Here is a 12,885-nt window from a genome sequence, read left to right as displayed (position 1 = left end):
TCCGTGCGGTGAAGGGGCCCGCACCACCCGGTGCGGGCCCCTTCGCGCTGACTGCGGGCGCGGTCACCGCACCTCGCGCAGGACCTCCAGGATCGCGGCCTCGTCCGGCGCCGCCACGAGCCGCTCCCGGAAGCCGGTGACCATCAGCTTGCGGGAGAGCAGCGCGAGGATCCGCAGGTGCTCGTCGCCCGCGGCCGCCTCCGGCACCGAGATCATGAAGATCAGCTTGGCCTTCGTGCCGTCCAGGGAACCCCACTCGATGCCCTCGGCGGACCGCGCGAACCCGACGACCGGCGCCGTCACCGCGTCGGTCTTGGCGTGCGGGATCGCGATCTCCTCGCCGAGCCCCGTGGTTCCCTGAGCCTCGCGCGCCAGCGCGGTCCGTACGAGCTCCTCGACGTCGTCGACCTTGCCGGTACGGGCGAGCAGCCCGGCCATCTCCCGGATCGCGGCCTCCTTGTCCCCGGAGTCGAGCTGGACCTTCACGGTCTGCCCGGTGAGATAGCCGGAGAGGACCTCAGGCGCGGAAGCGGGAGCCGCCGCGACGGGGGAGGGGACGGACGCGGAGGCCGCAGCACCAGCACCAGCACTAGGCCCAGCACCCGCACCGACCCCGGCAAGGACCGGCTCCGGGCCGCCCGCTCCGCCGAGCGGCGCCACCCCGCGCCGCCTCCGCTCGCTCAGGTCCACCAGCGAGACCGTGGCGAGCGCGGTGACGACCGTTCCGGCGGCCACGGCGACGAAGAACATCGGCACCCCGCCGACCGCACCGAGCACCGCGACGATCGGCCCGCCGTGCGGCACCGCGTCCTCCACGCTCGCGAGGCCCGCGATCGCCCCGGCCACCGCACCGCCGAGCATGTTCGCGGGAATGACCTGCGCGGGCCGCGCGGCAGCAAACGGAATTGCACCTTCCGAAATGCCGAACAGCCCCATGAAGAGCGCCGCGAGCCCGGTCTCCCGCTCCTGCTCCGAGTACAGCCGCTTGCGGATCAGCGTCGCGAGCCCCTGCCCGAGCGGCATCACCGGAATCGCGGCCGCGCACATGCCCATGACGGTCTGGTTGCCGGTGGCGATGAGCCCCGCGCCGAACAGGAACGCCGTCTTGTTGACCGGACCGCCCATGTCGAAGGCGATCATCAGCCCCAGGATCGCGCCGAGCAGGATCGCGCTCGTGCCCGTCATCCCGCTGAGCCAGTCCGTCAGATGCTCGAAGACCCACGCGATCGGCTTGCCGATGACGTAGATGAAGAAGAGGCCGAGCGCGCTCGTCGCCAGGATCGGGATCACGATGATCGGCATGATCGGCTGGACGAACTTCGGGACCTTGACCTTCTTGATCCACAAAACCAGGTAACCGGCCAGGAACCCGGTCACGATCGCCCCGATGAAGCCCGCCCCCGCCTTGGAGTCGTACAGCTCACCGGTGTTGGCGATCCACCCGCCGATCATGCCCGGCACGAGCGCGGGCCGGTCCCCGATCGCGTACGCGATGTACCCCGACAGGATCGGCACCATCAACGTGAACCCGATGACCCCGATCTGGTTCACATGCATCCAGAACGAGTCGTCCGGGATGACGAGCCCGCCCTTCGGGTCGGTGTGCCCGCCGAGCGACAGCGAGATCGCGATCAGCAGACCACCGACCACGACGAACGGGATCATGTACGAGACGCCGTTCATCAGCGCCTTGTACGCGACGCTCCGCTCCCGGCCGCCGCCCCCGCCGCCTCCGGCCGGACCCGTGCCGCCGCTTCCGGCATCGCCGCCGCCCTGGACCGGCGCGGTCCTGACCTGCTCGATCAGCTGCTCGGGCCGGCTGATGCCCTCGGAAACCCCGACGGACAGCACGCGCTTGCCCGCGAACCTGTCGCGGTCCACGTCCTTGTCGGCCGCGATGATGATGCCGTCCGCCTCTCTGACATCGTTGTCAGACAGTACGTTCTCGGCCCCGATCGAGCCTTGCGTCTCCACCTTCATGTCGATGCCCAGCCGGTCCGCGGCCTGCTGGAGCTTCTCCGCCGCCATGTACGTGTGGGCGATGCCGGTCGGGCAGGCGGTCACGGCGAGCAGCTTCAGCCTCTTCTGCCCGCTGGCGCCGGTCGGGGGATCGGCCGGACTGGTCACGTGGTTCTCCTAACGCCTTGACCGAACAAGGTCGCGCAAATGTTCCCGATCTCCAGGCATCCTGCAACAGACAGGTACAGGAGCAAAAGCGCAAAGGTCCTGGTTCGTCAGGGACTGATGGCCTTTGCTTACCCCTCTGGAAGGTCGCGATTCAGCCACGGCCCATCTCTCCGCACCCTTGTGGCCCACTGCGCCGATCGGTGTAGATTCGTGACAGTGCCAGACGTCGCTGCTGATGGCGGTCGGGCGGTCCGCTTCTGGACCGGCCGAGGGAGAGAGGGCCTCCGACGGACTGCGCTGCGCGCGCCGGTGCGCCTCCGTGCCCCGACGCCGCAGATCAGCCATGCCCACCCTCGACCCCATCACGAGGAGCAGCTCACCATGACGACTGCCGTCAATGGCAAGGACTTCAAGGTCGCCGACCTCTCCCTGGCCGAGTTCGGCCGCAAGGAGATCACCCTCGCCGAGCACGAGATGCCCGGCCTGATGTCGATCCGCAAGGAATTCGCCGCCAGCCAGCCGCTCGCCGGCGCGCGCATCATGGGCTCGCTGCACATGACCGTGCAGACCGCCGTCCTCATCGAGACCCTGGTCGCCCTCGGCGCCGAGGTCCGCTGGGTCTCCTGCAACATCTTCTCGACCCAGGACCACGCGGCCGCGGCCATCGCCGTCGGTCCGAACGGCACCCCGGACAACCCCCAGGGCATCCCGGTCTTCGCCTGGAAGGGCGAGACCCTGGAGGAGTACTGGTGGTGCACCGAGCAGGCCCTCACCTGGCCGAACTCGCCCACCGGCGGCCCGAACATGATCCTGGACGACGGCGGCGACGCCACCATGCTCGTCCACCTCGGCGTCCAGTACGAGAAGGACGGCAAGGTCCCCGGCGTCGAGACCGCCGAGAACGACGAGCACCGCGTCATCCTCCAGGTCCTGAACCGCACCCTGGGTGAGAACCCGCAGAAGTGGACCCAGGTCGCCTCGGAGATCCGCGGCGTCACCGAGGAGACCACCACCGGCGTCCACCGCCTGTACGAGATGCAGCGCGACGGCACCCTCCTCTTCCCGGCGATCAACGTGAACGACGCCGTCACCAAGTCGAAGTTCGACAACAAGTACGGCTGCCGCCACTCGCTCATCGACGGCATCAACCGCGCCACCGACGTCCTCATCGGCGGCAAGACCGCCGTGGTCTTCGGCTACGGCGACGTCGGCAAGGGCTGCGCGGAGTCGCTGCGCGGCCAGGGCGCCCGCGTCATCGTCACCGAGGTCGACCCGATCTGCGCCCTGCAGGCCGCGATGGACGGCTACCAGGTCACCACCCTGGACGAGGTCGTCGAGACCGCCGACATCTTCATCACCACGACCGGCAACAAGGACATCATCATGGCCGCCGACATGGCCAAGATGAAGCACCAGGCCATCGTGGGCAACATCGGCCACTTCGACAACGAGATCGACATGGCCGGCCTCGCGAAGATCGACGGCATCGTCAAGGACGAGGTCAAGCCGCAGGTCCACACCTGGACCTTCGCCGACGGCAAGGTCCTCATCGTCCTCTCCGAGGGCCGCCTGCTGAACCTGGGCAACGCGACGGGCCACCCGTCCTTCGTGATGTCCAACTCCTTCGCGGACCAGACCCTGGCCCAGATCGAGCTCTTCACCAAGCAGGACGAGTACCCGATCGGCGTCTACACGCTGCCGAAGCACCTCGACGAGAAGGTCGCCCGTCTGCACCTGGACGCGCTCGGCGTGAAGCTCACGACGCTCCGCCCCGAGCAGGCCTCGTACATCGGCGTCAAGGTCGAGGGCCCGTACAAGCCGGACCACTACCGCTACTGATCCGGCCCGCGTACCGCCCCCGGTCACGGAGCCGCCCCACTCGGGCCGCTCCCGATCCCCGGGGCGGTGCCCGGCCCGTCCGGCCGACCTCGGCCGTACGTCTCCAGCAGGCCCTCGCCGTCCCGGCGGGGGCCTGTCGGTGTACTGGCCCGAGCCGCGCCAGGCCCGGCCGCCCCGCCGCCAGGGCGCCCGACTCCGCGTTCCCGGCCGCGCGCCGCCCAGGCGCTCCGTACGCTCGGGCCACGACGCTTCCGCCTCGACGACGCCCTACCGCACGTACCCCGACAAGGACCGAGCCCCATGCCCCGCGGTCGCTATTCGCTGCACGATCCGCACGATCACACCCCCCTCGGTGAAGAACACTTCCAGTGCGCGCCCGGCCCCTCCGGCTGGCGCTACGTCGCCCAGCGCACCACCCCCTCCGGCGACCACGCGGGCTCCGTCGACCTGACCCTCGACGAACTCGGCCGCCCCATCCGTCTCGAACTGCACGCCTCCGGCTGGCAGGTGCGGGCCGCGGCCCTCGACGGCGTCACCTGGGTCCGCACCGACGCCACCGGCGCGCACGCCACCGAGAACAACGCCCCCGCCCACGCCTTCACCGGCGCGTCCCCCGCCTTCCTCGTCGCCACCGCCCGGCTGCTGCGCCTCACCCCCGATTCCCCCGCGACCCGCGTCCGCTTGGTCGCCTTCACGGACCCGGTCCTGGCGCCGCGCACCCTCGACCAGTCCTGGGCCCTGCTCACGAGAGAAGCACACGCCACTGACAACGGCCCGCTGGCTGTGGACGAGTACCAGGTCACAGCTCTGGACACGGGCGAGCAGCACGCCGTCCACCTCAGCGGCGACGTCGTCCTCGCGGCCCCCGGCATCGAGCTGGAACACCTGGAGTCGCCGCCGTCGGCCTTCCCCTGACCCCTGCGCTACGCGGGCGGCACGAAGCCCGTCGAGGGCCGCCGCGGCTCGTCACGCGGGCCGGATCCCGGCGCGGCGTGCGGCACGGCTCGGGGCGCTTCCGCTCCCGTAGCCCCGGCCGACGGCGAAGCCCACTGAACTGCCGAGGGCTGCGGCGCGTGCGGGGTCGGCGGGGGATACGGGCCCGGCGCGCTCGGGACCCCCGGCGCGTAGGGGCTCGGGTACGGCGCACCGCCCTCGGCCGGTGCCCCGCCGAAGGTCCGCTGCGCCTCCCGCGTCTGCCGCTCGTGGACCACGGCGGCCAGGAACGCGGCGGGCGGCACCCCCACCGGCGCCGGAGCGCCCGTCCGCGCGACCACGTCGGCCGCGAGGCGCTCCGCCATGCCCCAGCCGACCTGCGGATCCAGCTGGCCCATGCGCGTCAGGTACTGCCGTACCGCCAGCCACAGACCGTCCGGAACCCCGGACAGGTCCAGCTCGGAGAACTGCCCCGCCAGCCACGGCGGCGGCGCGGGCACGTACCCGGTCTGCGCCGTGGGCACCCGCTCCCGTACGACGAGCGTCCCCGCGAACACGTCTCCGAGGCGCCGCCCCCGCGCCGAGACCAGGGACGCGATGCAGGCGATCACCCCGAACATCAGCAGAATCTCGACGACACCGACCGCACCGCGCACCAGGGCGTGCCGGAACCGGATCGGCCCGCCGTCGTCCCGTACGACCCGCAGCCCGCACGCCAGCTTCCCCAGCGACCGCCCGTGGCTGAGCGTCTCGATGGCGATGGGCACGCCCACGAGCACCAGGACGAACGTCCCCACGGCGATGGCGGCGGCCGCGGCGTCGTCCAGGGACGCCGTCGCCGCGAGCAGCCCCAGCGTCACGGCCAGATACACCGACCAGGCCACGACCATGTCGATCAGGAGGGCCAGCGCCCGGCTCGGCAGCTTCGCGGGGCGCAGCTCCAGCGCCACCGCCTCGCCCGTCACAAGCTCACTCACGCCGCCGCCCTTCCCGTCTCTGCCCCCGTCACCGCCAGTCTGCCAAGCTGATGAGTGATCGCGCCGCAGTAGGAGCAGTACGAGAAGCCGAGGAGCAGCCAATCCGATGGACCTCGACGTCTTCGTGTCGGCCCACCGAGCCGAGTGGGACCGACTCGACGCCCTGGTACGCCGCCAGCGCCGGCTCACCGGCCCCGAGGTCGACGAGCTCGTCACGCTCTACCAGCGCACCGCCACGCACCTCTCCCTGATCCAGTCCAGCGCCCCGGACCCTCAGCTCACCGGACGCCTCACACAGCTGGTGGCACGCGCGCGTAGTGCGGTGACGGGCACGCGCCGCGCCTCCTGGAGAGACGCCACACGCTTCCTGACCCACGGTTTCCCGGCGGCGGTCTACCGGTCGCGGCGCTGGTGGGTCCCCACGGCCCTGCTGTCCGTGGCCCTCGCGGCCGTGATCGGCTGGTGGGTCGGCACCCACCCGGAGGTGCAGTCCTCGATCGCGGCCCCTTCGGAGCTGCGGGACATGACCCGCCCCGGAGGCGAGTACGAGACGTACTACTCCAGCCACCCGGCGGCGTCCTTCGCCGCCCAGGTGTGGACGAACAACGCCCAAGCGGCCGCGATGTGCCTGGTCCTGGGAGCCTTCCTGTGCGTCCCGGTCATCTGGATCCTCTTCCAGAACATGCTCAACGTAGGGGTGGGTCTCGGCCTGATGTCCTCCGCCGACCGGCTGGACACCTTCCTGGGGCTGCTCCTGCCGCACGGCCTGCTGGAACTGACCGCCGTCTTCGTAGCCGCCGGAACGGGGCTGCGCCTCGGCTGGACGCTGATCGACCCGGGCCCGCGCACACGCCGCGCGGCCATGGCAGAGGAGGGGCGCTCAGCCCTGGGGATGGCCATCGGCCTGGCCCTGGTCCTTCTCGTGTCCGGCGCCATCGAAGGCTTCGTCACCCCCTCCGGCCTGCCCACCTGGGCCCGCATCACCATCGGAATAGCCGCCGAGCTGGCCTTCCTCGCGTACGTCTATGTCCTCGGCGGGCGGGCGGCCCGCGAGGGCGAGACCGGCGACGTCGACGAGTCCGAGCGGAGCGCCGCGGTCCCCACTGCGGCGTGATGTGCGTACGACCCTTCTGACCTGCTAGTCTCCTCATCGCTCCGGAAAAACCGTTGACACGGAAGGACCGGGGAGGTAGATTTGAACAGTTGCCTAGAGCTCGACAGCTCGTCCGGTGACAGTGACAATCTGTCTGCTTCTCGAATCACATCAACCGAGAAGCCGCACCCGATGAATCGGAATCCTGAGCCGGTCAGACCGGCCCAAAACCTCTGATAAAGTCGGATCCGCCGGAAAGGGAAACGCGAAAGCGGAAACCTGAAAGGCACCGATGAAAATCGGAACGGATCGGGAAGCCGAGAAGATCTGATAAAGTCGGAACCGCCGGAAGGCCGAAAGGCCGGAAAGCGCCGAGGAAGTCGGAACGGACCGGGAAGCCGGAAAGAGTCTGATAGAGTCGGAAACACGAAATACCGAAGGGAAGCGCCCGGAGGAAAGCCCGAGAGGGTGAGTACAAAGGAAGCGTCCGTTCCTTGAGAACTCAACAGCGTGCCAAAAGTCAACGCCAGATATGTTGATACCCCGTCTGCCGGACATCAGTCCGGTGGCGAGGTTCCTTTGAAAAAGTCCTCCCGCATTGAGTGGGAGGCGCACAGCGAGGACGCTGTGAACGACCGGGATTATTCCTCCTGGTTGTTCCGCTCTCGTGGTGTTGCACCCGATTACGGGTACACATTCACGGAGAGTTTGATCCTGGCTCAGGACGAACGCTGGCGGCGTGCTTAACACATGCAAGTCGAACGATGAAGCCCTTCGGGGTGGATTAGTGGCGAACGGGTGAGTAACACGTGGGCAATCTGCCCTGCACTCTGGGACAAGCCCTGGAAACGGGGTCTAATACCGGATATGACACGGGATCGCATGATCTCCGTGTGGAAAGCTCCGGCGGTGCAGGATGAGCCCGCGGCCTATCAGCTAGTTGGTGAGGTAATGGCTCACCAAGGCGACGACGGGTAGCCGGCCTGAGAGGGCGACCGGCCACACTGGGACTGAGACACGGCCCAGACTCCTACGGGAGGCAGCAGTGGGGAATATTGCACAATGGGCGAAAGCCTGATGCAGCGACGCCGCGTGAGGGATGACGGCCTTCGGGTTGTAAACCTCTTTCAGCAGGGAAGAAGCGAAAGTGACGGTACCTGCAGAAGAAGCGCCGGCTAACTACGTGCCAGCAGCCGCGGTAATACGTAGGGCGCGAGCGTTGTCCGGAATTATTGGGCGTAAAGAGCTCGTAGGCGGCTTGTCACGTCGGTTGTGAAAGCCCGGGGCTTAACCCCGGGTCTGCAGTCGATACGGGCAGGCTAGAGTTCGGTAGGGGAGATCGGAATTCCTGGTGTAGCGGTGAAATGCGCAGATATCAGGAGGAACACCGGTGGCGAAGGCGGATCTCTGGGCCGATACTGACGCTGAGGAGCGAAAGCGTGGGGAGCGAACAGGATTAGATACCCTGGTAGTCCACGCCGTAAACGGTGGGCACTAGGTGTGGGCGACATTCCACGTCGTCCGTGCCGCAGCTAACGCATTAAGTGCCCCGCCTGGGGAGTACGGCCGCAAGGCTAAAACTCAAAGGAATTGACGGGGGCCCGCACAAGCGGCGGAGCATGTGGCTTAATTCGACGCAACGCGAAGAACCTTACCAAGGCTTGACATACACCGGAAACGGCCAGAGATGGTCGCCCCCTTGTGGTCGGTGTACAGGTGGTGCATGGCTGTCGTCAGCTCGTGTCGTGAGATGTTGGGTTAAGTCCCGCAACGAGCGCAACCCTTGTCCCGTGTTGCCAGCAGGCCCTTGTGGTGCTGGGGACTCACGGGAGACCGCCGGGGTCAACTCGGAGGAAGGTGGGGACGACGTCAAGTCATCATGCCCCTTATGTCTTGGGCTGCACACGTGCTACAATGGCCGGTACAATGAGCTGCGATACCGCGAGGTGGAGCGAATCTCAAAAAGCCGGTCTCAGTTCGGATTGGGGTCTGCAACTCGACCCCATGAAGTCGGAGTCGCTAGTAATCGCAGATCAGCATTGCTGCGGTGAATACGTTCCCGGGCCTTGTACACACCGCCCGTCACGTCACGAAAGTCGGTAACACCCGAAGCCGGTGGCCCAACCCCTTGTGGGAGGGAGCTGTCGAAGGTGGGACTGGCGATTGGGACGAAGTCGTAACAAGGTAGCCGTACCGGAAGGTGCGGCTGGATCACCTCCTTTCTAAGGAGCACTTCTAAGCCGGGCTTGCCCGGTTCAGAGGCCAGTACATCGGCGAATGTCCGATGCTGGTTGCTCATGGGTGGAACGTTGACTACTCGGCACACTCGGCCGTCTTGTCCTGCTAGTACTGCTCTTCGGAGTGTGGAACGCGGAGGGAAGCGGTGAGGGTGTCGGGCACGCTGTTGGGTATCTGAGGGTACGGAACTTGTTCCCGACCTCAATGCCGACCCCGGTAAAGGCCTGCTTTGGTGGGTTGTGACGGGTGGTTGGTCGTTGTTTGAGAACTGCACAGTGAACGCGAGCATCTGTGGCCAAGTTTTTAAGGGCGCACGGTGGATGCCTTGGCACCAGGAACCGATGAAGGACGTGGGAGGCCACGATAGTCCCCGGGGAGTCGTCAACCAGGCTTTGATCCGGGGGTTTCCGAATGGGGAAACCCGGCAGTCGTCATGGGCTGTCACCCACCGCTGAATATATAGGCGGTGTGGAGGGAACGCGGGGAAGTGAAACATCTCAGTACCCGCAGGAAGAGAAAACAACCGTGATTCCGGGAGTAGTGGCGAGCGAAACTGGATGAGGCCAAACCTCAAGCGTGTGAGACCCGGCAGGGGTTGCGCTTGGGGGTTGTGGGATCTCTCTTTCACAGTCTGCCGGCTGTGAGACGAGTCAGAAACCGTTGATGTAGGCGAAGGACATGCGAAAGGTCCGGCGTAGAGGGTAAGACCCCCGTAGTCGAAACGTCAGCGGCTCGTTTGAGAGACACCCAAGTAGCACGGGGCCCGAGAAACCCCGTGTGAATCTGGCGGGACCACCCGTTAAGCCTAAATATTCCCTGGTGACCGATAGCGGATAGTACCGTGAGGGAATGGTGAAAAGTACCGCGGGAGCGGAGTGAAATAGTACCTGAAACCGTGTGCCTACAAGCCGTGGGAGCGTCGGACATCAAGCTTGCTTGGTGTCTCGTGACTGCGTGCCTTTTGAAGAATGAGCCTGCGAGTTTGCGGTGTGTTGCGAGGTTAACCCGTGTGGGGAAGCCGTAGCGAAAGCGAGTCCGAATAGGGCGAATGAGTAGCGCGCCCAAGACCCGAAGCGGAGTGATCTAGCCATGGGCAGGCTGAAGCGGAGGTAAGACTTCGTGGAGGGCCGAACCCACCAGGGTTGAAAACCTGGGGGATGACCTGTGGTTAGGGGTGAAAGGCCAATCAAACTCCGTGATAGCTGGTTCTCCCCGAAATGCATTTAGGTGCAGCGTCGTGTGTTTCTTGCCGGAGGTAGAGCACTGGATAGGCGATGGGCCCTACCGGGTTACTGACCTTAGCCAAACTCCGAATGCCGGTAAGTGAGAGCGCGGCAGTGAGACTGTGGGGGATAAGCTCCATGGTCGAGAGGGAAACAGCCCAGAGCATCGACTAAGGCCCCTAAGCGTACGCTAAGTGGGAAAGGATGTGGAGTCGCAGAGACAACCAGGAGGTTGGCTTAGAAGCAGCCACCCTTGAAAGAGTGCGTAATAGCTCACTGGTCTAGTGATTCCGCGCCGACAATGTAGCGGGGCTCAAGCGTACCGCCGAAGTCGTGTCATTCCAGCATGAGGGCCAACGCCCGCTGGGATGGGTAGGGGAGCGTCGTGTGCCGGGTGAAGCTGCGCCGGAAGGCAGTGGTGGACGGTTCACGAGTGAGAATGCAGGCATGAGTAGCGATACATACGTGAGAAACGTGTGCGCCGATTGACTAAGGGTTCCTGGGTCAAGCTGATCTGCCCAGGGTAAGTCGGGACCTAAGGCGAGGCCGACAGGCGTAGTCGATGGATAACCGGTTGATATTCCGGTACCCGCTTTGAAACGCCCAGTATCGAGCCCATTAATGCTAAGGCCGTGAAGCCGTTCCGGACCCTTCGGGGAAAGGAAAGTGGTGGAGCCGCCGACCCAAGGTGGTAGTAGGTAAGCGATGGGGTGACGCAGGAAGGTAGTCCAGCCCGGGCGGTGGTTGTCCCGGGGTAAGGGTGTAGGCCGTGTGATAGGCAAATCCGTCACACATTAAGGCTGAGACCTGATGCCGAGCCGATTGTGGTGAAGTGGATGATCCTATGCTGTCGAGAAAAGCCTCTAGCGAGTTTCATGGCGGCCCGTACCCTAAACCGACTCAGGTGGTCAGGTAGAGAATACCGAGGCGTTCGGGTGAACTATGGTTAAGGAACTCGGCAAAATGCCCCCGTAACTTCGGGAGAAGGGGGGCCACACCCGGTGACGAGTTTTACACTCTGAGCTGGGGGTGGCCGCAGAGACCAGCGAGAAGCGACTGTTTACTAAAAACACAGGTCCGTGCGAAGCCGTAAGGCGATGTATACGGACTGACGCCTGCCCGGTGCTGGAACGTTAAGGGGACCGGTTAGCTCCATTTCGGTGGGGCGAAGCTGAGAACTTAAGCGCCAGTAAACGGCGGTGGTAACTATAACCATCCTAAGGTAGCGAAATTCCTTGTCGGGTAAGTTCCGACCTGCACGAATGGCGTAACGACTTCTCGACTGTCTCAACCATAGGCCCGGTGAAATTGCACTACGAGTAAAGATGCTCGTTTCGCGCAGCAGGACGGAAAGACCCCGGGACCTTTACTACAGTTTGATATTGGTGTTCGGTTCGGCTTGTGTAGGATAGGTGGGAGACTGTGAAGCGGGCACGCCAGTGTTCGTGGAGTCGCCGTTGAAATACCACTCTGGTCGTGCTGGATGTCTAACCTGGGTCCGTGATCCGGATCAGGGACAGTGTCTGATGGGTAGTTTAACTGGGGCGGTTGCCTCCCAAAGGGTAACGGAGGCGCCCAAAGGTTCCCTCAGCCTGGTTGGTAATCAGGTGTTGAGTGTAAGTGCACAAGGGAGCTTGACTGTGAGACTGACGGGTCGAGCAGGGACGAAAGTCGGGACTAGTGATCCGGCGGTGGCTTGTGGAAGCGCCGTCGCTCAACGGATAAAAGGTACCCCGGGGATAACAGGCTGATCTTCCCCAAGAGTCCATATCGACGGGATGGTTTGGCACCTCGATGTCGGCTCGTCGCATCCTGGGGCTGGAGTCGGTCCCAAGGGTTGGGCTGTTCGCCCATTAAAGCGGTACGCGAGCTGGGTTTAGAACGTCGTGAGACAGTTCGGTCCCTATCCGCTGTGCGCGCAGGAGTCTTGAGAAGGGCTGTCCCTAGTACGAGAGGACCGGGACGGACGAACCTCTGGTGTGCCAGTTGTCCTGCCAAGGGCATGGCTGGTTGGCTACGTTCGGAAAGGATAACCGCTGAAAGCATCTAAGCGGGAAGCCTGCTTCGAGATGAGGACTCCCACCCACTTGATGGGGTAAGGCTCCCAGTAGACGACTGGGTTGATAGGCCAGATATGGAAGCCTGGTAACGGGTGGAGTTGACTGGTACTAATAGGCCGAGGGCTTGTCCTCAGTTGCTCGCGTTCACTGTGTTGGTTCTGAAACCACGAACAACCCCACACCTTCAATGCGTGTGGTGCGGTAGTTCACAGTTTCATAGTGTTTCGGTGGTCATAGCGTGAGGGAAACGCCCGGTTACATTCCGAACCCGGAAGCTAAGCCTTACAGCGCCGATGGTACTGCAGGGGGGACCCTGTGGGAGAGTAGGACGCCGCCGAACAAATTGTGAGGGAAACCCCCGTGCCAGTGGGCACGGGGGTTTTCTGCGTTCCGGG

Annotated in this window: 5 protein-coding genes and 3 rRNA genes; 6 read left to right on the top strand and 2 right to left on the bottom strand. The window is 65.0% G+C overall.

Annotated features, from left to right (window positions below; genetic code table 11):
• Nucleotides 1-63 precede the first annotated feature (63 nt).
• Nucleotides 64-2,127, bottom strand: coding sequence for a fructose-specific PTS transporter subunit EIIC (locus CP982_RS17905; protein WP_150511457.1), 2,064 nt, complete (start codon nt 2,125-2,127; stop codon nt 64-66).
• Between the two features lie 381 nt (nt 2,128-2,508).
• Here CP982_RS17905 and ahcY point away from each other — a divergent pair, with 381 nt between their 5' ends.
• Together ahcY and CP982_RS17895 are read left to right on the top strand one after the other, a co-directional pair.
• On the top strand, nt 2,509-3,966 hold the full coding sequence (gene ahcY / locus CP982_RS17900) for an adenosylhomocysteinase (RefSeq protein ID WP_150511456.1): 1,458 nt from the start codon (nt 2,509-2,511) through the stop codon (nt 3,964-3,966).
• 300 nt (nt 3,967-4,266) lie between these two features.
• A complete protein-coding gene (locus CP982_RS17895) occupies nt 4,267-4,881 on the top strand; it encodes a hypothetical protein (RefSeq protein WP_150511455.1) in 615 nt (204 codons plus the stop codon).
• Nucleotides 4,882-4,889: 8 nt separating this feature from the next.
• Here the strand turns inward: CP982_RS17895 and CP982_RS17890 are convergent, their stop codons facing one another.
• Complete coding sequence (locus CP982_RS17890) at nt 4,890-5,876, bottom strand: RDD family protein (protein ID WP_150511454.1); 987 nt, start codon at nt 5,874-5,876, stop codon at nt 4,890-4,892.
• A 106-nt stretch (nt 5,877-5,982) separates the two neighbouring features.
• Here CP982_RS17890 and CP982_RS17885 point away from each other — a divergent pair, with 106 nt between their 5' ends.
• From CP982_RS17885 to rrf, 4 genes are all read left to right on the top strand, one after another.
• Nucleotides 5,983-6,990: a stage II sporulation protein M gene (locus tag CP982_RS17885; protein ID WP_150511453.1), complete on the top strand. Its 1,008-nt coding sequence runs from the start codon at nt 5,983-5,985 to the stop codon at nt 6,988-6,990.
• A gap of 675 nt (nt 6,991-7,665) precedes the next feature.
• Nucleotides 7,666-9,191 (top strand): 16S ribosomal RNA (locus CP982_RS17875).
• Nucleotides 9,192-9,500: 309 nt separating this feature from the next.
• Nucleotides 9,501-12,622, top strand: a 23S ribosomal RNA gene (locus tag CP982_RS17870).
• A 91-nt stretch (nt 12,623-12,713) separates the two neighbouring features.
• Nucleotides 12,714-12,830: ribosomal RNA gene (gene rrf, locus CP982_RS17865) — 5S ribosomal RNA — on the top strand.
• Together the 16S, 23S and 5S rRNA genes form the textbook arrangement of a ribosomal RNA operon.
• The last annotated feature ends 55 nt before the right edge of the window (nt 12,831-12,885 follow it).

Origin of the sequence: Streptomyces spectabilis, assembly GCF_008704795.1 — a bacterium.
Taxonomy (GTDB): Bacteria; Actinomycetota; Actinomycetes; order Streptomycetales; family Streptomycetaceae; genus Streptomyces; species Streptomyces spectabilis.
Note: the sequence above shows the minus strand (reverse complement) of the source record. Positions and strands in the feature narration are given on the sequence as shown.